Source organism: Sphingobium sp. AS12 (assembly GCF_019097845.1).
Lineage (GTDB): Bacteria > Pseudomonadota > Alphaproteobacteria > Sphingomonadales > Sphingomonadaceae > Sphingobium.
Genome location: NZ_JAHRGM010000018.1, coordinates 31,764 through 54,181 on the forward strand (window position 1 = coordinate 31,764; position 22,418 = coordinate 54,181).

Here is a 22,418-nt window from a genome sequence, read left to right on the forward strand (position 1 = left end):
GTTCGTCTGAGGTTTAGATTTTCGAACATATACGAAGCATCACTGTCTATTTTGGCGCATAATCAAACTTTACGCTGGTTTGAATTACTGCTAAAATCCTTAGCATGGCTACGCAAAAAACAGGAAAGCTAAACCGACTCCAGGAGCTTCCGGACGGCGCGCTGGTCGATGCAGCCTGGCTGGAGACGCGCGGCTATTCCTCGTCCCTGCGCAGCCAATATGTAAAGGCAGGCTGGCTCAATCAACCTGGTCCCCGCGTCTATCGCCGCGGAAACGGCCCCCTGCATTGGCAGCACGCCATCATCTCCCTCCAGACCTTCCTCGATTACGATCTTGTCGTAGGCGGCCGCAGCGCATTGGAGGAACTGGGATATAGCCATTATCTAAGCAAGAGGCGGGAGGTTCATCTTTATGGCGTCCGCAAACCACCAAGCTGGCTTGATGCCCTGCCGCTCGACGTTGCCTTTCACTGGCACAATAGCCGCCGCCTGTTTCCCGACGATCCCATTGCCGCCCCAGAACCGAGACATGACGGCGAATCCGTCCCGTTCCTGCCCGGCGCTTTTCTGACCAGTGGCAGTTTCCAGCAATGGGGCATTCGCCTTGCCAGCACGGAACGGGCCCTCTTTCAACTACTGGACGCACTGCCTGCCCATGAAAGCTTTCATCAGGTCGACATGGTGATGGAAGGTTTGTCCAATCTCAGCCCCCGCAACCTGCAGGTGCAGCTAGCCTCGTGCATCAGCGTCAAGGTGAAGCGGCTCTTCTTCTTCTTCGCCGACCGCCATCGCCATGCCTGGCTTGATCGGATCGACCGATCCGCAGTCGATCTTGGTGCTGGCAAGCGCATGCTCGTCAAAGGCGGCAAGCTTGACCCTAGCTATCTCATCACCGTGCCTGGGGATCTCGATGGCCTTTCTTGAAGAGTATCGCAATCAGGTTGCACTGCTGCTGCGGGCCCTTCCCTTCGTGGCAAAAGAAACCGACTTCGCACTGAAGGGTGGCACCGCGATCAATCTCTTTGTCAGGAACATGCCGCGCCTGTCCGTCGATATTGATCTTACCTATCTGCCGGTCACCGACAGGGCGACATCGCTCGCAGCGATCGATGCAGGGATGGTCCGGATCGCCGACAAAATCCGCGCCGCCATGGCCGATGTCCATGTCGCCCCCAGCCGCCTGCAGAAGGAGGGTACCATCACCAAGCTGGTCATCCGCCAAGCCCATGCCCAGATCAAGATCGAGGTGACGCCCGTACTGCGCGGCGCTGTCTATGCGCCTGTCGAGATGGATGTGTCGCCGCTTGTCGAGGAGCAGTTCGGCTATGCGCGCATAGCGGTCGTTTCCTTTGCCGATCTTTATGCAGGCAAGATCGTGGCAGCGCTGGACCGGCAGCACCCGCGCGACCTGTTCGACATACGCGATCTCCTCGCCCATGAAGGGATAAGCGATGATCTGCGCCGCGCCTTCCTCGTTTACATAATAAGCCATAACCGTCCGATGGCCGATATTCTGAAGCCTAGCCGCAAGCCGCTCGACGACGAATATAGGCGCGGCTTTGATGGGATGACGCAGGAGGTCGTGCCTCTGACCGAACTCATCGACGCGCGCGAAGCGCTGATAACAGCAATGGTAGCACAGATGCCTGATGCCCATCGCCGCTTCCTCCTTGGTTTCAAACAGGGTGAACCCGATTGGACATTGCTGGGCGTCCCTAGCGCGGCTGATCTTCCCGCGGTGAAATGGCGGGCGCACAATCTCGCCAAACTGCCCGCGAGCCGCCGAGCAGATCTGCTCAACAGGCTAGAGGGCGTTTTTTCAAAGCAATGATCCTTGCGGCGATAGGTCTGCCGCTTTTGCCACCGCGCATCTGTTCGCGTAGTCCCGCACCGGCCTGGTTTTACGCCAGCACCGCTCATACCGCACATCCAATATTTGTGTCGGCAATCGCCTATTTATCGTGCATCAACCGATGGCCTGAATGGGTATATCGAGAACTGTTCGACCTTCGGTCAGCACAAGGATCGCATTACCGGAAAATTTCATTCGATCCGGAAGGATAAGCCGGGAGGACGGGAGGCGCGGTGCGGGCCTACTTGATGCACAAAGCATTCAAGACAGTAAGCCCCATTTTCGCAAATGCAGCGGCGGCGCGTTCCTGCACGCCGACGTCGATGCCCGTCTCAATCCGTGCTGTGGTCGGCACGATGCTGTCTCCCGACACCTTGTGACGGATCAGAATGCAAACGCATGACAGATATCGCCATTTTCCCTCATTCCCATTGCATCTCCTTACAAGGTGAATTCGGGCCGATAGCAGCTGCTAATCGCTCCATATGCTCTGATATGCCTGCTGGGTCGTCAGTCGCTCCTTTTCCGCTCAGAGGCAGACCGAAAACATGGGCAGGCAACTGATCTCGCCTTCGGATTGCCCGTTTTAAGCCGAATTCGCGATTTCATACCGGCGCAAAAATAGTTGCGAACTTCGTCCTTCAAAATTCTGGTCCTGCGTCTGGCCTATTGAACCCTGAACCGGGGCAGAAATAAATAAAGGGGCAGGCCATGGGTATGAGAAAATTTATCCTTCTGAGCAGCGTTACATTGTCCATGTTTACAGTAACGCAGCCAGTATCAGCGCAAGATCGATCCACCTATTATAGTCTTCCCGAGCAAGATCTTGCAGATGCGCTCCGTGAGATTGCTCGGACCAGTGACCATCAACTGGTGGCAGACGCGAAATCGCTCAAAGGTCAGCGCGCACCCTCACTCGCCGGCGCCTATACGGTCGAAGAAGCATTGACCGTGCTTCTCGCACGTTCGGGCCTTACAGCCGAGATCCGCGACCGCACTATCACATTACGGGGGCGAGACACGCCGTCGCGCGAGGCGGTGACCGGCGCGACGGACATCCAGCTTTCGGTCACAGGATCCCGCATTCGGGGCGCAAAGCCAGTCTCTCCCGTCATCACCGCCTCGCGTGAGAAGATCACCCAGCTTGGCCACTACGATCTTGGCTCCTTCATCCGCAGCATTCCGCAGAACTTTACCGGCGGCCAAAATCCCGGCGTGATATCAAGCGTACAGACAGGGTCGGAGAATACGACCGTTTCCTCGACGATCAACCTTCGCGGCCTCGGTGCGGACGCGACGCTCACCTTATTGAATGGCCATCGTGTCGCCTATGATGCCGTCAGTCAGGGCATCGATATCTCTGCCATCCCACTGGCGGCGATCGATCGGATCGAGGTGGTCGCAGATGGCGCGTCAGCTCTCTATGGCTCTGATGCGGTCGGCGGCGTCGCCAACATCCTGTTGCGCCGCGACTTTGACGGACTCCTCAACAGCGTCAGGATCGGCGCCGCTACGGACGGGGGCGATGTGCAAAAGCAGCTCAGTGCCGTCACGGGTCGTCGATGGACAAGCGGCGGATTCATGGTCGCAGGCGACTTTTCCCACGCCACCGACATTGCGGCTTCCCAGCGCTCCTACACACAGAGCCGCCAACCCAGCATGACCCTCCTGCCCTCGCAACGGCAGGTGAGCGCGGTGCTTGCGGGCCATCAGATGCTGGCGGACGTGGTCGAATTCGAAATCGATGCCCATTATAATCGGCACCGCTCTCGCGCGGCGCTGCCTTATACCGCCACTGCCGACGTGACCCAGAGCGGCATCGTCAGTCGGCCTGATATCGAAGGCTATTCGATCAGCCCCTCGGTCAAGTTCCGATTGCCTGCCGGATGGGAGGCCACCGCCCGCGCCACGCGCGCCATCAGCGACAGCCAGATTATCGCGACCATCTATGCCGGCGGGACGCCGTCTGCGACCAATCATGTTCGCTACAAAAATGATCTTTGGTCGGCCGAGTTCAGTGGCGATGGCCCTCTTTTCGCTCTTCCGGGCGGTGACGCCCGTCTCGCGGTCGGCGCGGGCGTACGTTCCAATGGCCTTGCGGCATCAATTCGGCGGGTGACGACGAGCGCCACGACATCCCTGCTCAATTATCGCGACTCCCAGACCGCGACCTTTGGCTATGGCGAACTCTTCCTGCCGCTCGTCGCGGACCGCAATGCCATTCCCTTTATCCATAGCCTGCAATTGTCCGGCGCAGTTCGCTACGAGCGTTATGACCGGATCGGAGGTCTCGCGACGCCCAAGGTCGGCATAAGCTACCAGCCCTTTGCCGATCTTACGCTCAAGGGGGCTTGGGGCAAATCCTTCAAGGCGCCTACTCTTAGTCAGCAAAATACCGTTCGGCAGGGTGTCCTCCTCTTCCCTGCCTATTATCTGCCTGCTCCGCCCACTAGCCGCAATGTCCTCCAGATCAGTGGCGGCAGCAAAGACCTCGAACCTGAAAAGGCGACCACCCTGACGCTGACGGCAGAACTCAAGCCCCAGGCCATTGCGGGATTACGCCTCGAAGCCAGTTATTTCGATGTGCGCTACAGGAACCGCGTAATCCGGCCCATTGCAGACAGCAGCCAGGCCTTCAAGGCCGAATATGCCAACCTCATCCTGCTCAACCCCACGCTCGAACAAGTGCTTGCAGCAACCGCCAACCTGCCGCTTGGCGTGCAGAACCAGACCGGCGGCGCATATGATCCAGCGAACCTCGCGGCCATCATCTTCAATCAGCTGCAAAATGCGGCACGTCAGCATATCCAGGGAGTCGATGCCTCTGCCTCCTATGACTTCGAAAGAGGCGGCAACAGTTTCAGCCTGGAGGCGAGCGCTAGCTATCTCAAAAGCGATCAGCAGCTGTCTGCCAACCAGCCGATCATCGAGCGGGCCGGCACGATCTTCAATCCGCCGCATTGGCGTGGCCGTGCCAGCGCCAACTGGCGGCGTGGCACCGTCGGGACGACGCTCGCCTATAATTATGTCGGCGGCACTGATGATAACCGTACCCTTACAAGCTATGACGTCGAAAGCTTCCATTCGATCGACGCCACGATCAATTGGCAGCCTGCAGGCAGTGGGCTCCTGTCGGGCTGGTCCTTCCTGCTGTCCGGACAGAATCTCCTGAACGAAAAGCCCTCGCTCATCCGTACGACCAGCGCGGCCAGCCCCAATTTCGACGCCACTAACTATTCAAGCATCGGTCGGCTCGTCAGCTTCACTATTTCCAAGGCCTGGTAATGCTCATATCTCTTGCAATGAGCATTGCTGCAGCAGGGGCGGCCGGAACGCCGGTCGTTCCTGCCATAATCGACTGCCAATCGAACCTTGCGCCGCGCACTGCGCAGACCGAAAGGCGATCGGTCACGGACAAGGATTTGATCGAGACACTCGATCTTGGCTCCAATGCTGGCCTCGAGACAGGAAGCTTTTTTTCGGTCGGTCCTGACAGACGTGTTGCAGCGGCGATCCGTCGCGCAGACATTGACAGCAACAGCTATTGCACGGGCATCATGGTCATTGATGCTTCAGGTTCAGCGCGGCTGATCGATGCCGGCCCAGGCGCTGCCTTCTGGCGGTTCGACAATTTCTACGGCACCAACGGCTTTCCGACGGGCTCTCCCAAACTCATAACGCCCCGCTGGTCAAGCGACGGCCAGTCGCTTGGCTTTCTGAAATTTGTGGACGGCAAGCTTCAGCTCTGGCTCTGGCGCGATGGCAGCAAAGCGCGTGCCATAGCGGCGAATGATCAGGATATCATAGATTTTCGCTTCACCAAGGATGGCACCGCGCTTGTCTACAAGATACGGGACGAAGCCCAACAGCAGGCGATCCTCCGTTATGAAGCCCTTCAGGGCTTTCATTATGATGAACGCAGCTTTCCCTTCTTCTCCAGTCGCCCCTTCCCCATCGGCAAGCCAGGCGATCTTCATCTGACAGCCTCACTGACGGACGGCAGCATTCACAAAGCCAGCAGCGATGAAATAGCCATGTTGTCGCCTAAGGCCAATGACGGACCGGAACCGATCATGGTGCCCAACAGCAAGGGCATATATCATATTGCCATGCAGTCGGGTCGCACTACCCTGACCTGCGCAAGCAGTCTATGCACAGATATCGAAGGCACACCCTGGCTCAGCGCGCCGAACATGATAGGCTATATGCGCCGCGAAGGCTGGGCAAAAGGGACGACGGCCATATATCAATGGTCACCGGGTGCGGCCGCCCCCCGACGCCTCTATGCCACTACAGACCTGCTCATCGACTGCGCGCCATTCGGGCAAGATGTGCTGTGTGGCCGGGAAGGATCAAAGCGCCCACGCACGCTTGAACGGATCAATCTCAAAACACGCCGCTCATCGACTCTGTTCGATCCCAACCCTGCCTTTCATACCATTGCCCTTGGTCAGGTCGAGCGGCTGAACTGGAAAAATGATCGCGGTATCGAATGTTTCGGGGATCTCACCTATCCGCCAGATTATCAGCCTGGCAAAGCCTATCCGCTGGTCGTTGTGCAGTATGAAAGCCGCGGCTTTTTGCGCGGCGGCACAGGCGATGAATATCCGGTGCAACTTTTCGCACGCGCAGGCTATCTGGTCCTCACCGTCCAGCGGCCGCGCTCCCCTTTTTATGGCCTCGGCTTGGCGTCGATCGAACGACAACGCCTCCAGAACAAGGATTTTGTGGAGCGGCGCAGTATCCTGTCAGCGATCGAGACCAAGGTCAGCCAGCTCGTCGACGCCGGCATCGCCGATCCTGACCGTATCGGCATTACCGGTCTCAGCGATGGTTCGACCACCGTCCAGTTCGCTGCCTTGCACAGCCGTCTGTTTCGGGCGGCTGCAGTGAGTGGCTGTTGCTGGGAGCCGTCGCAGACCTGGATATCGGGGCCTGCGCTCCAAGCCCATTATCATGCACTCGGATGGCCTGCGTCTCCGCAAGACGATATCCCGATGTGGCGGGATATCTCGCTCAGCCGCAATGCCAGCCATGTTGCCTTTCCTCTTCTTATCCAGGCAGCGGATGGCGAATATCGTGTGGCGTTAGAAGCCGTGCACGCCCTGCGGGCAGCAGCAAGCCCGGTGGATCTCTTCGTCTTTCCCGACGAAGCCCATATCAAACGTCATCCAGCGCAGCGGGCCAGTCTCTATGCCCGAAATCTTCGCTGGTTCGACTTCTGGCTACTTGGCAAGCGACCCGCCGGGAATGGCCCGGATGCACAGGAGGTATCACGATGGGCGGATATGCAGAGGGCGTGGCCCAAGAAAGAATAGTCCCTCAGCGTCGCGCGAGGGCAGGCAGGCTGAGCGCTAAAGGCGCTCAGCCCTCAATGCCGCGCCAACCTGCGATCCAAGCCTCCATGTCGAGCAAGGTCAGGAGCCGGACGTAGGACAAGCCCATCGTTGGCCCGCGCGTCAGGGCCAGATCGATTGCGGCAGCATCTACCAGCTGGCGACGGACAAGTTCTCCATCAAGAAGCCGCGCCCTGATCTCGGGGCCATTGCGTTCCAGCAGCTCCATCGCAAAGCCGCTAGGACTTCCCTTGCGCCTGCGTTCGCGCACCAACAGGGGTAACGCGTTGGCATAGGCACGGCGCGCTACCGCCCGGTCTCTACCGCCCTCCACCATTTTCCAGGTTGGAATCGCAAGCGCCATCTCGACCACGGGCTGCGACATGAGCGGATTAACCATGGGCAGACCATAGACCCGCAGATAGCCTTCCAGATGGTTTTGGACCCGTAATAGAAAGGCGACCTGCCCTGCTTTGCCGGGCCGGTCGACCCGTTGCATGTCCAGCCAGGCATGGGTCGGCGGATGCTGAATCATCTGCGCTGCGATTGCAGGTGAAAGCATCGATAGATTTAGTGTCCAACGATAGGGTCGGCGCATTGCACCGATGGCGCTTACCGCAGCCCGTGCAGCCGTCCAGACAGATGTCTCCGTGATCTGTCCAATGTCGCGAAGCGTACGCAGCGCCTCCAGCCCCGGCCCCTTAGCCCGCACACAGTCGAAAAATGGACGCACCGAACTGCTATTGTAGAAAACATTGTCACCTCCATTGCCGGTGAAGACGCTATCAGCCCCGATCTCGCTCGCCAGGCGCACCATGGCGGCATGATAGGCAACCTCGTGGATCTGCCCGATCGGCTTTGGAAAATGCCGCGCGACCGAGCAGGAGAGATCAATGTCATGATGATCATAAAATGGCTCATGCAGCCGCGCGTCGACGGCTTCTGACATGGCGCGCGCATAGTCGCGCTCATCGCCATTTGCATTGGCTGTCACCATCGTCGCACAATGAAAATCACGTCTGCTTGTCGCGAGCGCGGCAACGACGATCGAGGAATCAAGCCCGCCCGAAAGGGTCGCTAATGCGCGATCGGACGTCGACGCCCAAGAGGCAACGCAATGATCGACCGTACGCCTCAGCCTTTCCGCCTGAAGTTCCTCGTCCCATATGTCCGGCGGCGCCATATGATCCCGGGGCGACCAGAATGTCTCAGGCTCACGCATGTCCGGCAGGAACCTGCGCAACGTTCCTGGCAACAACTCCTCAAGCCCTTCGATCGCTGTCGACGTGCAGGGCAGATCCTTGGCAACAAGATAGCGCGGTATTGTCTCCCAGGCGATAGCGGGTTTCAGGAGTCCGGCCCTAACGAGAAGCCCAGCATCGGAGGTCAAAACCCAACCCAAATCGGTCTTGAGACAATAGCAGGGCATGGCGCCACCGGGATCGCGGGCGACGCTGATATGTCCTCCCTCCACCAGCACTGCAATATAACCGCCCCAGAATCGACGAGACAAGAGATCGAGCCGGTCTGCACCTGCCAGTTCTTCCAGCCATTTGTCGTCCTGTGGCAATATCCTTCGCGACGGGCCATGGCGCGCGAAAAGAGTGCCAATGAGCGCTCCCCCGCTGCCGGGCAGTGGCAGGACCATGTCATGGGCGGTGCCAAGGATTGCAAATCCGTCGCCCTTTGTTACCAAATAGAGGCCGGTGCGCTCGGCGATATGGTCGATGCACGCGCCGCTCTGGCTTGTCGCGTCCGAACCGAGCAACAGGATGTAGCGGCCCAGAGTCATATCGCGAGTAGCGGCTCGAATGGCCGGACATTCTCCAGCCGGTCATTAAGAACGCAGTCACCTGCCTGGACCCAGCAATGGGCCGAGAATGGCGCCGCGCTGACGCCCAGCACCAGTCGTGCTTCCATGCCCGCGCCTCGCACCACATGCAGAAATGCGATCGAGCTCGTCAGACAATGGCCCGCGCGCCAACGCAGCGCCCTGCAGGCCAAGAAAGCTGAGCAGATGTCGATCCACATCGCTAATTGTGGCGTGTCCCATTCGATAGGCCCGATCGGCCCCTCTTCCCTGATCTGCGCGATAATGACGCCCAACGCTGTCGTCTTGAGCCTGATCGCCGCCCTCAGCTGCGCCAGGATGAAAACAAGACTTTGCCGGGAAAAAGGTGACCGGACGACGGGATGTATTTCACGCAGCGCGCGAGGGACCGCAGCAGGCAGAATTGGCGCTGACTGCGCAGCGGTCTCTAAGAGAATGCCAGCGTGAATGAGCTGGGGCAGCACTTGGGTCTGCGCATTGCCGCGCACAAGTTGCTGAAATGCCTCATCCCACTGAGGATGCAGCCCGAAATAGCGATCGGCGTCGACATCAAGGAAGATCGCCCGACCACCGGTTATGCAGAAGGAGAGTCCCTCTCTTAGCCTATACCCCATGCGATCACTCCGCGCTGGCTGGTCTTGCTACAAAGAGGCGCGCATCCTCCGTGAAGAAAATGCGCGCCTCCCGCCGGTCAGTCGTCGGCGATCCCCAACTGACGGACCTGACCGCCTATATTGTCGGAATCGTCGAGCGCAGCGCCCTTTGTTTCGACCGAGGCAGCGCCCAGATCGACAACCAGTGTTTCATGTTCGATGATGCTCGTCATGTTCATCTCCATCACAAAGCCGCACTATTTGCGGCGTCCATAATGGTAGGCGACATTTGCCATATATCAGATCTTATAAGCGCCCATTTTGACAGCTTATACGCTTGCTTTGTCAGCTGACTTACAGACTGGTAGTCTCCGACCTGTTAAGCCGTTAATTTAATGGAACTGCTAAATGGACACTGCTCTGGTAGCAGCCAATGAAATCTCATCAGCGCGTAACAGGCGTCGACGGTGATATTGCCACATCGCGACACGCGTCGCATTTCTGTTGCCCGAACGGGTGACGTTCCAGAGTGTCGCGAGTTCTTCACCGTGCCGTCCGATCCCCCCCTCATGCAGCCGCATGATGGCGAGTCGCTCTCCCGCCTGGATGATGGCGTCGAGATGCTCGCCATTGGGCGAACAGCCTGCCAGCAACGCGAAGAAGTCGGCCGCAGCGGCGGCGATGACAGCACCATCTGCTCTTTTGTTGACTAAGGCGACAGGCGGAGCGCCAATTTCATCGAAGCGGATCATCACCTTCACGATCAGGCGAACAATGTCGGCATGCCAACTATAGAGATGAAAGGCGCTGCGCCTGCTAAGGGTCGGAATCGCGAAGCCGCCACCGCCCTGCATGTCGACAAGTCGCTCGCCGACCAGGCGATTCAAAGCATCGCGGACCGGGGAAATACTGGTGCCGAACCTCTCGGCAAGGGTCTGGGCGACTAATGGCAGGCCCGGCTGAACCTTGCCTGCCATGATCAGCTGCTTGATCTCCCGGTGAACCCGGGCGGCCGTATAGGCGTCAGGCGCCATGTCGCCACCTATGCTGCAGAGCCTGAGTCTACCGGACCATTTTGCCCACCACCCGTCGGGCGGAGAAAGGCCCGCAGGCTCAGGCCGGATATAAATTCTATGCAGCGGGCTTCGAGTTCATACATGTCATCGAGGAAAAAATGGCGTGGAAAGTGCATATGATGCTCCAGAAACAGCATGGGAATGAGGAGATGCGCCGCCGAAAGGCCAAGGGCGTGCGTGCAGGCGACATGATCGTCGAAACGGGACTTCGGGTTGCCCGCCTCGATTTCGCGCAGCCAGCGCACGCCGATCCCGACATCGGCGGCAAGTTGCTGTTGGGTTATACGATGGCGCCTGCGCCGTTCTTCAATGCGGCGACCAGAGATCGACTTGACCTCGGCCAGTATCGACGCCCCCTCTTCAAAGGCGCCGCCTTGAGATGAGATCATCAGGTCCTCCCTGATCGCGTCTCAAAGCGTCCATGCACGTTCCAACGACCGCAGATTCGCGTGGATGACGCAATGCGTCAAATATATTCGTTTCCATTTTGAGAGTATCGATTTTCACCGTGGCGCAGTCGCGTGCTCGGTATAGGCAGACATGGCGTTCCAGTGCCGCCTTTGTTCTGATCGGATCGGATCGGATCATATCTCTCGCTGTCGCTCGACCCTGCTATTTTTTTGCGATGGCCGCCTGAACGCGCTGCCACGCCTTTGCCAGCTCATGTTCTTCGCAGCTTTCCATCAGCGCGATCGCCAGATTGTGCAATGCCCCTGCAGAGAGACGGACACCGATCAAATCCGATTCCGCGAGCCGATGGAGGATGGAGTCCGTCGCGCCATTGAGCGCAGCGGTTGCACCCACAAAATGCTCGCATTTGCCTGCCAGGCGCTTGAGCGATGGCATTGCCAGCTCTGCCACGAGCGCGTCGGTTTCCACATTTTCCATGAGCATCACCGCAACGCCGAGGGTTGCGCCATAGGGAATGAAGCTCCTGGCGATCCGGGCGAGACGGTGGTGCTGGGCAAGGAACAGGTCTGTCCCCTCTTCCGACAAGCGCAGCCGGTACGTCCGCGAACGATGCCCTGTCATGCCTCAAGCCCTTTGCGATTCGGGTGGATGACCCCCTGATCAAGACGACCGAGCGCGAATTTGAAGTCGCTCACCTCCAATTTTTTCTCAAGGTTGCCCAAAAAGCGGCACTGAGATGCCGAAAGCGGCACTTCAGTGCCGCTTTCGGCATCTCAGTGCCCTCCCCATTGCGACCCTGAAAAAGCTGGCGCAACTGATGGCCATCGCGATGCGGACGACAAATTTCAGACTGCTTCGGCAGAGAAAAGCCAAGCCTGGCCGTCATCTTGCATCGCACCGGAGGGCTGAACGCCTTAGCAACAGGAGACCTATATGAGACTGGCAATTGGGCCTGCCGTTGCGGCAGGGATGGTATCGGCCGCCTTGCTGGTGCCGACAATCGGGTGGGCGCGCCCGGCGGCAATGCCGGTGGCCCTTACACCCCTGGCGCATCTCGATATCGGAGAGGCGAAGGGGCAATTTGTTATCCGTCCTATACCGGCTGCATCCCGGACCTCGCCTGATCTTTTGCCGATTGGCGTATCGATCAGGATCGATGCACGCCTCATTGAGGCCCAGGCCCGGCGTTACGGGGAACTGGTCCGATGAGATACGCACCTGCGCTAACCGCCTTGGCCTCCATTTTCGCGTTTGCCGATCCCAGCCAGGCTGAGGACGCCACGGCGGAACCCAGCCTTGCCATTGTTGCGAAGGCCGCAGAGAAACAGCTGCGCCAGACCTTCACCAATCTCCAGTTCGAGGATTTCGGGCCATCGCCGGTTGCAGGGCCGATTTATCAGGCAAGTGCCGGTGGCCGGCTTATCTATTATGCCCCGCAAAGCGAGCATATCCTCTTTGCGACCATCTATGATCGCAATGGCCTCAACCTGACGGCGCTGGATCAGGAAAACCGGGCGCGCAAGCAATTATCAGCGATCGATCCGGCGCAGGCCCTGGCGATCGGCCCGGAGACTGCGCCCACTATCATCGAGTTTACCGATCCCGACTGTCCCTATTGCCGCGCGCTCGACCGCTTCTGGGCGATGAAGGCTGCCGAAGGAAAGCCGGTGCGCCGCCTCGTCTTCTTCGTGTCGGGCATTCACCCGGACGCCGCATCAAAGGCCGAGCATATCCTTTGCTCGCCCGAACCGACAGCTGCGTTCAAAGCCATATATGATGGCGCGAAACCGGCAAAGCTGGAGACCTGTGCCAAAGGACGCGCCAAGGTCGAGGCTGACGCTGCGCTGGTCCGCAAGATCGGCGTGAGCGGGACACCCACCCTGATCGCCAATGGCACGATCATTTCGGGGTTCCAGCAGGCGCAGCTGGAGGCGTTTCTCGATACGCCACCAAGTACGCCACAAGGAAAGCCCGCGTCGAAGGCATCGTCCGATGCAAATCGGTAATGCCTCTCATCCTGCCATGGCTCGCTTGTCTCCCGCCCATGGGGAAACAGGCGGACCGGAATGCCGGCGGTCGTGCGCTCATGGAGCTGTCCCATGCGACCTTTGGCATGCCAGCGAGATTGTTCGCGGGCGAGGCGTAGCTGCGGACGGCTCCCTTTCCGATGGAGACCCAAGATGATGACCCTATCGCGCAACCGCGCGCTTGCCCTTGCCGACCATGGCGCCACTGCCCTTGTGGCGCTGCTCGCCATGACCGGTATCGCCCATGCTTTTTCCGCGCCCGCCGCCGGCGACCTTGGCTACGATATTTACGACATCGTGGTGAACCAGGGCGTCAAGGGACCGCTGGGCTTTGTCGGCGGCGTTGCGGCATTCCTGTTTGGCGTATCGCGCCTCTTTTCCAATATCATGATCGGTATCCCGACCATCGTGGCGGCGGTCTGCCTCATCAAGGCCGACAGCATCCTCCAGTCCTTCGGGATGACCATCTGACCTGATTGGCACGGATTTCGGGTTTTACCCGAACGCCATGCCTTCCGAGCTGGAAAGCCAATGGTGGCTTTTCAGAACGCCCCGCCGTGCGGGTAGCGAAGCCTGAGGAGAAGGGTATCATGGACGAACGTCTACCCCAGTATCTGCATCGGCCTGTCCAGATTCTCTGGTTCGGGTCGGACGAGTTCATACTGGTCATGTCGACCATCTTCGTCGGACTAATCGTTGGCGGACTGATCGGCTGGTCGCTCGTTGGTGCCCTTCTCCTTTTCATCCCCTGGAAGCGGTCCAAACCCCGCGGCTTCCTGCCGCATCTCGCCTGGCGCTGGGGACTGCTGGCCTTTCCCCATTATCCAGGGCCCACCCAGACACTCTTCTACGAGTGAGGGAGAAGGCAAATGTCGCTCTTTAGCCGCAAGGCCAGTGCTCCGCCCGATCCGCTGATCGGCAAGCCTGCCAGCTTTGGCATTCACCGCTATCTTCAAGGTTCCTCGAACCTCTTTGAAGAAAACCGCCTGCTTAAATTTGCGATTGTCGGCTTGTTCGGTATCACCGCGGTATTGGGCGCAGTTGTCTATTCCAGCGACCAGAACCGGCGCACGGTCGTCGTACCCTTCGGTGCCAGCGGCGATCTCTATGTAACCGGTTCCAAGCCATCGAGCGGCTATTTGCGGGCCGTGACGCGTAACATCGTCACTCTGTCGGGCACCTACTCAGCTTATTCCGCCGATCGCCAGTTCCAGGAACTGCTCTCGATCGTGCACCCCTCCGCCTATGAAAGCATGCGCGACACGCTGAACGGGGTGCTCGACGAACTCTCGACCAATCCGACCCTGTCGATCGCCACCTATATCCGGCCCGATCAGCCCGTCAGCTGGACCGACAGCCAGATCATGGTCCCGGTCGAAAAGGTCCGCGTCATCGGCGGCGTCATCCGCAAATTCCGCGGCACGCTGCGCATTGGCTACGCCATCGAAAATGGCCGCTTCTGGCTCACCCGCCTGTCCGAGGAGAAATTCGATGCCGAACTTGGGTAAAGGCGCGCGTGCGCCGCGCTTCTGCGCGTTGCGCAACCGCACGCCACTTTGCAGCCTTGCTCTTGTCATGGCTATGCCTGCCTTCGGACAGTCGATCACCGCCCTGCCCGATCAGACCAGCACAATCCGCCTCTCCAACCGCGACGTTAATCATCTGGTATGCGTTGGCGGCGAAATCGAGGATGTCAAATTCTCGGCGGAGAAAGCGATCAGTGTCGAGAAAGGCGGTTCGGACGCCTGGATCAAATTTCTGGTAAACGAGGTCGACGACGCAGGTGCCGTCACGCGTAGCTTCGTGACAACGGCTTCAGAATTTTTCGTCACCTGCAATGGTGCCATCTATCCGCTCTATGCCGAGCCATCGGATATACCGGCCCAGACCGTCACGCTCGTGCCAGGCAGCACCCAGCGCGCCAGAGCCAATGATGAGCTGTTGGGGCCGCTGGTCGAGGAAGAGCGCACCGTCTCGATCACGCTAGCCATGCTCCAGGACCGTATCCCGGCGAGCTTCTCGGCCGTCGCGCCGCGTGCCGGACTCATCCATGTCGCCACCCTGCCTGACGCCCGCATCAGCGAAATACGCCGTGTCGCGGTCGAGGGCTCTGGTCTGTCCGCATCGGAATATAGAGTCGAGGTGCCCACAGCGACCCAGCTGGATGAACGGCTGTTCCTCGATTCAGCACTGGGCACACGGATATTCTCGGTCACCGCCGACAGACTGGATCTTAAGGCTGGTGAAACAGCACGAGTCATCATTGTGCGTCGGGGAGAGGGGCTGTGAGCGAGAAAGTCCCGCCGCGCAGCCGCAGCCGCGCTGCCCCATTCAAACCGCAGGCCAGCGAAGTCGACAAGCCTTACGAAACAGACGCCTCCCAGATCGCACCCCCCGAACCTGGCCCGCCGATTTCTCGCGGTCCGGCCCTGCTTGACCTCAAGATCCATTGGGCCGCCATGTCAGCGAGCCAGAAGCTGCGGGCCAAACAGGCAGGCCTTGCCGCCACCGTCGCGGTGCTCGGCTATGGCCTATACACCGCTTCTGGCAGTTCATCGGCTGATCAGCCTGTCATCCCTGCCGCCTCTAAACTTGATATGGGCGCGGGACTGCGCGGCGACAGCCTTGAAACCAAGCTGCGCGGCGATGTCCGCAAGATCCTCGACGGCCAGGCATTGCTTGGCGATCGCATCACCGCGATTGAAGAGGGCAAGGTCGTCCCCGGCAGCAAGCCACCGGACTCTCTGTCGGATGGCGACAACCTCCCCTCTGCGCTCCCAGGCAGCGCGCCGGCTTTTCCAGACCCTCCAGGCAATGCCGAGCTGGACAGCGCGATGGGCGATATTCCTCCTCCTGTCCCACCAGTTGCACCGCCCGCACCTCCAGCGCCACCGGTGGAAAAGACCGTCGGCGCGATCGGCGCTGCGTCCGCCACCCTTTCAGCCGTAGCGGGAAAGGAGGGAACGCCGTCGGCATCGCGAAAAAAGACCCGGACGATCTATTTGCCGCCTGGTTTCATGAAGGCGCGGTTGCTCACCGGTATCGACGCGCTGGCGAGCCGAGACGCGACGTCCAATCCGGAACCCCTGATCGCCCGCGTCCAGGCCCCCGCCGTCCTGCCCAATGATGTCAAAGCCAATCTGGCCGGCTGCTTCGTCATCGGCAACGCGACGGGCAGCCTCGCTAAGGAACGGGTCGAGGTTCAGCTGGTCTCGCTGTCCTGCGTCGATTTCGACGAACATTCGGTGGTCGACATGCCCGTCAAAGGCTTTTTTGTCGATACCGATGGCAAGAAGGGCCTGTCAGGCAAAGTCGTAACACGCGCCGGCGCAGCGCTGGCACGCACCTTTATCGCCGGCACCGTCAGCGGCTTTGCCAGTTCGGTCGAGACCAGCTTTGGCGATCTCTCGACCTCGGCGCTCGGATCGGTGCGATCGCTCGACGCGGGCGATGCCGCCAAAAGCGGGCTGGCAGGCGGCCTCTCCAAATCCTCCGACAAGCTCACCGACTTCTATCTCGATCTCGCCCGCCAGGCCGGACCCATTGTCGAGGTCGGCGCAGCCAAGGATGTGGTGGTCGTCATCCAGGAGGGGGTGACCCTCGAAATCAAACCCACAGCGGGGAGCAAATTCTGATGTCGATCCTTAGCGAAAATAATGGGACCACGCCGCCATTGCCTCGTGCGTCGGGCTGCCCCGGTCGCAGCATCCTCCTGACGGGCGCAGTGTTGCTGCTGCCCGCCTGCACAACTGTCGGCTCACTGATGTCGCCCTATAGCGAAAAGTTCAGCTGCAAGAATAGCGACCATGGCCAGTGCATCCACCCGGACAAAGCCTATGCCGACGCGATCGCCGATATGCCGTCGCGCTCCGACCCGGCGGTGACCAACGACAAGGCGCTGCTGCGTGACAAGGCTAAAAGTCCCGCCAACAGCGGTGCGGGCAAGAACAGAAATAGCGGCTCTGCGCCCTTCAGCGGCTATCGCGACAGCGTGTATCGCGAGCTGCAGGGTCTGGTCGAAGCGCCGGTTACGCCGATGCTCCGGCCAGGGCGCACGGTCCGCACGCTGATCCTGCCCTATGCCGACCGTGAGCGGCCCGACCGGCTGTACATGCCGCGCTATGTCTATGCCATTCTCGAACGACCCCAATGGGTGGTCGGCGATTATCTCGTCAATCCCGTCCAGCCTGTAGCGCGCGTCCCCATACTCGAACAGATACGCGAGCGGCCGTCAGGTGATCGCGCCAGCCAAGGCGAAGCGGCCGACGTGCCTGCTTTGCCTGTGGAGGCACAGCCATGAGCCCGCTCGGCGCGCGTCATGGCGGCGGCCTGACCATCTCAGCGTTGCACCGCGCGGTTGCGCGCGACGCCTATTCCGATTTTCTGCCGATGGTCGCCTGGGACGCGCAGGAAGAAGCATTCCTGTGCATCGATGATGGCTGGGGCCACGCCTGGGAACTTGTGCCATCGGCCTATATGTTTGCCCATGTCCATCAGGCGCTGCTGGGTTTGCTCAACGTCCATTTTCCCGATGGCACGGTTCTTCAGCTCCACGGCTTTGCCGATCCGCTGATCGATGATGCGCTTGACGCTTTTCTGGATCTGAAGACCCGGCCCGATCCGCTGATCCAGGCCTCAGCGCAGCGCACCGCCGATTATATGCGCGCCGGCACCCAGGGGTTGGACGCGCTGCACGGCATTCCCGTCCGCAATTTTCGGCTATTTCTCTCGATCAAGACGCGGGTGAAACTGGGCTCGGATCTGCGACGGCAGGTCGAAGAGCAGCTGTCCAAGCTTGGCATCCGCAGGTTGCCGCCAGAAGACCTGGTGCGCTTCTATCGCAGGATATTCAACGGTCTCTTCGCGACTGCACCTGGCATATTTGCCGATGGCAGCAATGGTCATCCCGCTCCCCCTATCCGCAAGCAGATCATCGATGCCGGACCCGACCTGCTGTTCGACGGGTCGGAGGTCTTTCTGGGGCGCCAGGTCGCGCGCTGCCTGACGCCGCGGGCCCCCGCGCGACGTATCACCGCAGAGCGCGCCAACCGGATCCTGGGCGGCATGCGCGGCGCTGCCGAAGATAGCGATCAGATTGGTGGTCCCTTCCTCATCACGCTCAACATCCTCTTTGATCATAGCCAGTTTGAAATTCACAAACGCGCCCAGATTTTGTCCGCACAAAAAGCCGCAGGCAGTTTCGCGGTCGAGGTCGGCAAGCAGATCGAAGAAATTGGCTGGGTGCTGGACGAAGCAGGCAATAGTCGCTTCCTCTCGGTCATCCCGATGGTCTGGGTGTTTGGTCGCGACAGCGCACAGGCGCGCGAAATGGCGGCGCGCGCCAAGCGCCTGTGGGAGAGCGAACCGCTTCCCTGGATGATGCAGGAGGAGAGCTATCTCAATCCGGTCCTGCTGCCGATGAGCCTGCCCTTTGGGCTTTATCCGGAAAAACGCATGATGCGCCTTCTGGAACGCGACTTTCGCATGCCGGTCAAAGCCGCGGTGCTCCTGGCCCCGGTGCAGAGTGACTTTCGTGGCGGTGGCCGCCCGGCGCTGCTCTATACCGGGCGCAAGGGCCAGCTTATCACGCTCGATCTGTTCGATCCGCGCATCAACAATTATAATTTCATTGTTTCTGCCGAGAGCGGCGCAGGCAAGAGTTTCCTCCTCAATAACCTGTGCCAACAATATTATGCGCAAGGCGCGCTCATCCGCATCATCGATATTGGCGGGAGCTATCGCAAACTCTGCACGCTCTGCTCAGGGCGCTATATTGACATTGGCGAGGAGCGCCTGGTTCTCAATCCCTTCGATATGGGGTTTGCGCTCGATGGCGACGACCGCCAGTCGGCCATTTCCATGGCGGTCGCCATCGTCGCAGAAATGGCCAATGCCGCTACCCGCAAGGGCGTCTCGACCTCGGAATGGAATCTGCTCAAATCCGCTGTCCAGTGGACGATTGATGAAGGCCATGCCGAGGAAGGCATTGATGCGGTTCGCGCATGGCTTGGCGCCTATCCGCAATTTGCGGCTTCCGATCTCGACCGGGTCGATCATCTGGTTCCCGTAGCGCGCGAGCTTGCCTTCAATCTGCGCGATTTTGGCAGCGAAGGCGCGTACGGCCATTTTTTCAACGGGCAGTCCACCTTCGACATCAGCCACGACGAATTTGTCGTGCTGGAGCTCGAACGGCTCAAATCCATGCCGGACCTGTTCAACGTCATCGTCATGGTGGTGGTGAATGCAGTCACGCAGGAGCTCTATCTTTCGGCACGCGACCGGCCCCGCTTTGTACTGTGCGATGAAGCCGCCCAGTTCATGACGCGGAGCGAAGGCCAGGATCTCTCCCGGCTCGCCGAAGCGTTCGGCCAGGGCTACAGGCGGGCGCGCAAATATCAGGGCAGTTTCGGAGTGGTGCTCCAGTCGCTCAATGACCTGCTGCTCTTTGGTGGCACGGGCCAGGTGATCCTGGAAAATGCCGCCACCCGTTTCCTGCTGCAGGGATCGACCTATGCCCAGGCGGTAGAGAACAAAATACTCGATTATTCCGGCTTCGTGCTCGATCTGTTGAAGTCGGTCCGCAACAACAAGCCCCATTATAGCGAGGTCTTCATCGACTCCCCGCTGGGCCTTGGCGTGGCCCGCCTCGTGGTCGATCCCTTCTCCTACTGGATCAATACGTCAGCCCCCAATGAGGTGGCGGCCTTCGACGCATTGATCCGGGCGGGGCGCAGTCCGTTGGAAGCCGTGTGCGAACTGGCAGGCGTCGATCCGGCGCAGATATTGCCTTCCCGATCCGGCGAGGAGATTGTCTGATGCGCCGGACAGCCCCCCATCCAGACCAATTGCCGCTGGGGTTTGGCAAGGATGCCGAGATCGAGCGCATGATCGAGACGCGGGTTGCGATCCGCGCCGAGGCTGAGGCGGTACGCTGGCGGTTCCGGCTGATGATCGTGGAAACCGTGCTTCTCACCACGATGGTGATCGTCACCGGGCTGGTTCTCCACCAGCCCACCGCGATCATTGCGCGCGGCGCGCTTTTGATTGGTGCGACGTGCCTGAGTACGGGCATCCTGCTCATTTTGCTGACCGGCTTAATGGGCAAGCTTTTGTCCAGGACCCGTCGCTGGCGGGCACGGCGCAGCGAGGCGATCCTACCATGGCGGCGGCCATGAACGGGATATTCTCGCCCCGGCCCTGCCAGACCGCTATCCGGTTGATGATCGGCACGCATTTGCTGCTCATCATTGAGGCAGGGCTTCTCGCTTGGTCGACAAGCATCATCGATATGCCGCTTCGGCTTATCTTGGGCGGTACCGCGCTGCTTGCCCTTTTCGCCTTTGCAAGCGCTGTTCATGGTGGAAGCGGCGGTGATGGAGATGTCTGGCGACCCCGGCGCGGCCACGCCGCCGCCGCCATGCGGGAGGCAGGGCGATGAAGCGCATAATGTCTGATTCCGCTGGCCGAGCGCGCTGCCGGGCGACGACCATGCTACTTGCAACGGCTCTCCCTGCCGCGGCACTGGCCAATAGCGCTACGATCGGACGGACCTGGCCGATCGCCGAGGCTGATGCACTTGCGGAAATTGAAGCCCGAGCCGCGCGCCAGCCTGCCAATATGGCAGCCAGCTTCGGGCCGCGTTCCGGTTGGTCGGCGATGCAGTCCGCCCCTCTGGCCAGGGTGACCCAAGATCGCACGCGCTACGTCGTACCCTTCTACACGCTCGATCAGGAGATCCGCCTTCCCGATGGCAAATTACTCTATCCCAAAGGGTTCACCTTCAATCCGCTGACCTATGTGTCGCTCCCCCAAAGGCTGGTAATCGTCACGCCGCGCGACCTTCCATGGGCGCTCGATCATGCCGCGCTGACCGATTTCATCCTGCTGGCGTCTGGCGGTGCTGGTGATGCTGACGCGATTGCGCTGGGGGAGCGGCATGGCCGCGCACTTTTCATCCTGGAAGATCGGGTGAAAGAGCGGCTCGGCATCACCCACGCGCCCGTCATTGTGCGACAGATGGGGCAGCGCCTTGAGTTGCAGGAAGTGCGGGTTGATCCTCGTGCTGGCGCAAAGGCAAGCCGATGATCCGCGCCCGCACCCTTTTGCGTTCGGCCGCGATCGGCATGACGATTGCCCTGATTTCGCCAGCGACACCAGCCCACGCCTCGAAATGCGAGGCAGGCACGATCTTCAATCCCGTAACCAAGGTCCGCTGGAACTGCATCTTTCCGATCACCATCGGCGGCGTCCGGGTCGGCAGTTTTGACAAGCTCGACAAAGCACTCGATGCCCAGTCGGCCTCAAAACCCCTATGCGCCTGCCGAAAGGGGGCCAGCTTCTGGTTTGGGGTGAAGGTCAGCTTCTGGTCTCCCAAGCGCATGGTCGATGTCGTGACAGAACCAGGCTGCATGATGGCGCTGGGCGCCGATCTCATGCCGACCGGCGGCAAGCTCCAGGGCAGCCAGTCCTCAATCGCCGACGGCACCAATAGTCGCAAGATGTTCGCGCAGATGCACTATTATATCGCGCCGGTCTGGAAGATGCTCGACATGTTCACAGACCTGCCCTGCATCGAAGATGAAGGGTTCGACGTCGCGATGATTACCGAGGTCCTGCCAACCTGGCAGTCAGGCACGCTTGGCGCGATCATTCAACCTGAAGGGATCCTCTTTGGCAACCCCGCAGCGGGCCTTGCCTGCATGGCCGACAGCGCCGCGGCGGCAGCGGGCAAGGTCATCGACCCGCTCTTCTGGTGCATGGGCAGCTGGGGCGCGACCTATCCGATCGCAGGCGACATCCATTTCGATGACAGTGTCGAGGCCTGGGCGGGATTAGCCGCACGCGGCACTTTCATGATGGGGCGGCTTGGCGCGCTGACCATCTCGTCGGCTGATGGCTGCTCGTTCAAACCGCAGCCGATCTGGACCAAGAGCCGCTACAAGCTGCAGCTGATGGAGCCGGTCAAGGGCGGCAAATGCGTCAATATCGGGCGTCCCGGCGCGCTCTGGTCGAGCGCCAAACATGCGCCGGGCAAAGACAATGCCCAGTTCATGCTGTTTGAGAAGGTCATCTGCTGCGCCGGGATCTCGACCCCATGAGCAGTCTTCCTTTCCCCTCCCTCGCACCGGTGCGGGCTTGTTCCGCGCCTGCCCGCCACAGCCGTGGTTGCGGTCCCGCACGGTGCGAGGACGGAGCGATGGCGTCGTCCCCCGACGTTGTCGCTCCACCTATGGTCAGCACGGCCGCAAAACCCCATGCGATAACGGACAATGCCCCTCTCCGTCCTGTCGTCG

At 60.1% G+C, this 22,418-nt stretch carries 23 protein-coding genes; 17 read left to right on the plus strand and 6 right to left on the minus strand.

Annotated elements, in window-relative coordinates; all coding sequences use genetic code 11:
- The first annotated feature begins 104 nt into the window (after window positions 1–104).
- The 4 genes from KRZ98_RS07085 to KRZ98_RS07100 all read left to right on the plus strand — a co-directional run bounded on the left by KRZ98_RS07085 (window position 105) and on the right by KRZ98_RS07100 (window position 7,169).
- Entirely contained in the window at window positions 105–923 is an 819-nt protein-coding gene (locus KRZ98_RS07085) for a type IV toxin-antitoxin system AbiEi family antitoxin domain-containing protein (protein ID WP_217672952.1), read from the plus strand.
- Window positions 910–1,830, plus strand: a complete 921-nt coding sequence (locus KRZ98_RS07090; protein ID WP_217672953.1) for a nucleotidyl transferase AbiEii/AbiGii toxin family protein — start codon at window positions 910–912, stop codon at window positions 1,828–1,830. The genes KRZ98_RS07085 and KRZ98_RS07090 overlap by 14 nt, the downstream gene beginning before the upstream one ends.
- An 894-nt stretch (window positions 1,831–2,724) precedes the next feature.
- Window positions 2,725–5,136, plus strand: a complete 2,412-nt coding sequence (locus KRZ98_RS07095) for a TonB-dependent receptor (RefSeq protein WP_368389796.1) — start codon at window positions 2,725–2,727, stop codon at window positions 5,134–5,136.
- A gap of 17 nt (window positions 5,137–5,153) precedes the next feature.
- Window positions 5,154–7,169 carry an Atxe2 family lasso peptide isopeptidase gene (locus KRZ98_RS07100; protein WP_254798167.1) on the plus strand — a complete coding sequence of 672 codons (2,016 nt, stop codon included), beginning with the start codon at window positions 5,154–5,156 and terminating at the stop codon, window positions 7,167–7,169.
- 46 nt (window positions 7,170–7,215) lie between these two features.
- Here KRZ98_RS07100 and KRZ98_RS07105 read toward each other — a convergent pair whose 3' ends face one another.
- From KRZ98_RS07105 to KRZ98_RS07130, 6 genes are all read right to left on the minus strand, one after another.
- Window positions 7,216–8,979, minus strand: a complete 1,764-nt coding sequence (locus KRZ98_RS07105) for an asparagine synthase-related protein (RefSeq protein WP_217672956.1) — start codon at window positions 8,977–8,979, stop codon at window positions 7,216–7,218.
- Complete coding sequence (locus KRZ98_RS07110; RefSeq protein ID WP_217672957.1) at window positions 8,976–9,506, minus strand: lasso peptide biosynthesis B2 protein; 531 nt, start codon at window positions 9,504–9,506, stop codon at window positions 8,976–8,978. The genes KRZ98_RS07105 and KRZ98_RS07110 overlap by 4 nt, the downstream gene beginning before the upstream one ends.
- Window positions 9,507–9,709: 203 nt before the next feature.
- Window positions 9,710–9,844 carry a benenodin family lasso peptide gene (locus KRZ98_RS07115; RefSeq protein WP_254798169.1) on the minus strand — a complete coding sequence of 45 codons (135 nt, stop codon included), beginning with the start codon at window positions 9,842–9,844 and terminating at the stop codon, window positions 9,710–9,712.
- 171 nt (window positions 9,845–10,015) lie between these two features.
- Window positions 10,016–10,645 (minus strand): GntR family transcriptional regulator, encoded by a 630-nt coding sequence (locus KRZ98_RS07120; protein WP_217672959.1) that lies wholly within the window; start codon window positions 10,643–10,645, stop codon window positions 10,016–10,018.
- Window positions 10,646–10,653: 8 nt separating this feature from the next.
- Window positions 10,654–11,076 carry a helix-turn-helix domain-containing protein gene (locus tag KRZ98_RS07125; RefSeq protein ID WP_217672960.1) on the minus strand — a complete coding sequence of 141 codons (423 nt, stop codon included), beginning with the start codon at window positions 11,074–11,076 and terminating at the stop codon, window positions 10,654–10,656.
- A 223-nt stretch (window positions 11,077–11,299) separates the two neighbouring features.
- Window positions 11,300–11,719 (minus strand): hypothetical protein, encoded by a 420-nt coding sequence (locus tag KRZ98_RS07130; protein WP_217672961.1) that lies wholly within the window; start codon window positions 11,717–11,719, stop codon window positions 11,300–11,302.
- A 312-nt stretch (window positions 11,720–12,031) separates the two neighbouring features.
- Between KRZ98_RS07130 and KRZ98_RS07135 the strand changes: the two genes are divergently transcribed.
- The 13 genes from KRZ98_RS07135 (at window position 12,032) to KRZ98_RS07195 (ending at window position 22,223) form a co-directional block, all read left to right on the plus strand.
- Window positions 12,032–12,307 carry a hypothetical protein gene (locus KRZ98_RS07135; RefSeq protein WP_217672962.1) on the plus strand — a complete coding sequence of 92 codons (276 nt, stop codon included), beginning with the start codon at window positions 12,032–12,034 and terminating at the stop codon, window positions 12,305–12,307.
- A gap of 23 nt (window positions 12,308–12,330) precedes the next feature.
- Window positions 12,331–13,104 (plus strand): DsbC family protein, encoded by a 774-nt coding sequence (locus KRZ98_RS07140; protein WP_254798170.1) that lies wholly within the window; start codon window positions 12,331–12,333, stop codon window positions 13,102–13,104.
- Window positions 13,105–13,278: 174 nt separating this feature from the next.
- A complete protein-coding gene (locus KRZ98_RS07145) occupies window positions 13,279–13,596 on the plus strand; it encodes a hypothetical protein (RefSeq protein ID WP_217672964.1) in 318 nt (105 codons plus the stop codon).
- Between the two features lie 119 nt (window positions 13,597–13,715).
- Window positions 13,716–13,982 (plus strand): type IV conjugative transfer system protein TraL, encoded by a 267-nt coding sequence (locus KRZ98_RS07150; RefSeq protein WP_217672965.1) that lies wholly within the window; start codon window positions 13,716–13,718, stop codon window positions 13,980–13,982.
- 12 nt (window positions 13,983–13,994) lie between these two features.
- Window positions 13,995–14,633: a type IV conjugative transfer system protein TraE gene (locus tag KRZ98_RS07155; protein WP_217672966.1), complete on the plus strand. Its 639-nt coding sequence runs from the start codon at window positions 13,995–13,997 to the stop codon at window positions 14,631–14,633.
- Window positions 14,634–14,706: 73 nt separating this feature from the next.
- The gene (locus KRZ98_RS07160) at window positions 14,707–15,414 is read left to right on the plus strand and encodes a type-F conjugative transfer system secretin TraK (RefSeq protein ID WP_254798180.1); all 708 of its coding nucleotides are present in this window, start codon (window positions 14,707–14,709) and stop codon (window positions 15,412–15,414) included.
- A 122-nt stretch (window positions 15,415–15,536) separates the two neighbouring features.
- Window positions 15,537–16,760, plus strand: coding sequence for a TraB/VirB10 family protein (locus KRZ98_RS07165; protein ID WP_368389797.1), 1,224 nt, complete (start codon window positions 15,537–15,539; stop codon window positions 16,758–16,760).
- Complete coding sequence (locus KRZ98_RS07170; RefSeq protein ID WP_217672968.1) at window positions 16,760–17,425, plus strand: TraV family lipoprotein; 666 nt, start codon at window positions 16,760–16,762, stop codon at window positions 17,423–17,425. Before KRZ98_RS07165 ends, KRZ98_RS07170 begins: the two co-directional genes overlap by 1 nt.
- Window positions 17,422–19,941, plus strand: coding sequence for a TraC family protein (locus KRZ98_RS07175; protein ID WP_217672969.1), 2,520 nt, complete (start codon window positions 17,422–17,424; stop codon window positions 19,939–19,941). The genes KRZ98_RS07170 and KRZ98_RS07175 overlap by 4 nt, the downstream gene beginning before the upstream one ends.
- Window positions 19,941–20,300, plus strand: coding sequence for a hypothetical protein (locus KRZ98_RS07180; RefSeq protein ID WP_217672970.1), 360 nt, complete (start codon window positions 19,941–19,943; stop codon window positions 20,298–20,300). The genes KRZ98_RS07175 and KRZ98_RS07180 overlap by 1 nt, the downstream gene beginning before the upstream one ends.
- A complete protein-coding gene (locus tag KRZ98_RS07185) occupies window positions 20,297–20,563 on the plus strand; it encodes a hypothetical protein (RefSeq protein ID WP_217672971.1) in 267 nt (88 codons plus the stop codon). Before KRZ98_RS07180 ends, KRZ98_RS07185 begins: the two co-directional genes overlap by 4 nt.
- Window positions 20,564–20,613: 50 nt before the next feature.
- Window positions 20,614–21,210, plus strand: a complete 597-nt coding sequence (locus KRZ98_RS07190) for a conjugal transfer protein TraW (protein WP_217672999.1) — start codon at window positions 20,614–20,616, stop codon at window positions 21,208–21,210.
- Window positions 21,211–21,248: 38 nt separating this feature from the next.
- Complete coding sequence (locus KRZ98_RS07195; protein WP_254798181.1) at window positions 21,249–22,223, plus strand: TraU family protein; 975 nt, start codon at window positions 21,249–21,251, stop codon at window positions 22,221–22,223.
- The last annotated feature ends 195 nt before the right edge of the window (window positions 22,224–22,418 follow it).

Coding starts and splice junctions, on each gene's coding strand:
- KRZ98_RS07170 (WP_217672968.1), top strand. CDS start 16,760: ATGTCGATCCTTAGCGAAAATAATGGGACCACGCCGCCATTGCCTCGT.
- KRZ98_RS07130 (WP_217672961.1), bottom strand. CDS start 11,719: ATGACAGGGCATCGTTCGCGGACGTACCGGCTGCGCTTGTCGGAAGAG.
- KRZ98_RS07085 (WP_217672952.1), top strand. CDS start 105: ATGGCTACGCAAAAAACAGGAAAGCTAAACCGACTCCAGGAGCTTCCG.
- KRZ98_RS07105 (WP_217672956.1), bottom strand. CDS start 8,979: ATGACTCTGGGCCGCTACATCCTGTTGCTCGGTTCGGACGCGACAAGC.
- KRZ98_RS07175 (WP_217672969.1), top strand. CDS start 17,422: ATGAGCCCGCTCGGCGCGCGTCATGGCGGCGGCCTGACCATCTCAGCG.
- KRZ98_RS07115 (WP_254798169.1), bottom strand. CDS start 9,844: ATGACGAGCATCATCGAACATGAAACACTGGTTGTCGATCTGGGCGCT.
- KRZ98_RS07100 (WP_254798167.1), top strand. CDS start 5,154: ATGAGCATTGCTGCAGCAGGGGCGGCCGGAACGCCGGTCGTTCCTGCC.
- KRZ98_RS07145 (WP_217672964.1), top strand. CDS start 13,279: ATGATGACCCTATCGCGCAACCGCGCGCTTGCCCTTGCCGACCATGGC.
- KRZ98_RS07120 (WP_217672959.1), bottom strand. CDS start 10,645: ATGGCGCCTGACGCCTATACGGCCGCCCGGGTTCACCGGGAGATCAAG.
- KRZ98_RS07125 (WP_217672960.1), bottom strand. CDS start 11,076: ATGATCTCATCTCAAGGCGGCGCCTTTGAAGAGGGGGCGTCGATACTG.
- KRZ98_RS07180 (WP_217672970.1), top strand. CDS start 19,941: ATGCGCCGGACAGCCCCCCATCCAGACCAATTGCCGCTGGGGTTTGGC.
- KRZ98_RS07195 (WP_254798181.1), top strand. CDS start 21,249: ATGACGATTGCCCTGATTTCGCCAGCGACACCAGCCCACGCCTCGAAA.
- KRZ98_RS07185 (WP_217672971.1), top strand. CDS start 20,297: ATGAACGGGATATTCTCGCCCCGGCCCTGCCAGACCGCTATCCGGTTG.
- KRZ98_RS07160 (WP_254798180.1), top strand. CDS start 14,707: ATGCCTGCCTTCGGACAGTCGATCACCGCCCTGCCCGATCAGACCAGC.
- KRZ98_RS07090 (WP_217672953.1), top strand. CDS start 910: ATGGCCTTTCTTGAAGAGTATCGCAATCAGGTTGCACTGCTGCTGCGG.
- KRZ98_RS07155 (WP_217672966.1), top strand. CDS start 13,995: ATGTCGCTCTTTAGCCGCAAGGCCAGTGCTCCGCCCGATCCGCTGATC.
- KRZ98_RS07190 (WP_217672999.1), top strand. CDS start 20,614: ATGCTACTTGCAACGGCTCTCCCTGCCGCGGCACTGGCCAATAGCGCT.
- KRZ98_RS07135 (WP_217672962.1), top strand. CDS start 12,032: ATGAGACTGGCAATTGGGCCTGCCGTTGCGGCAGGGATGGTATCGGCC.
- KRZ98_RS07150 (WP_217672965.1), top strand. CDS start 13,716: ATGGACGAACGTCTACCCCAGTATCTGCATCGGCCTGTCCAGATTCTC.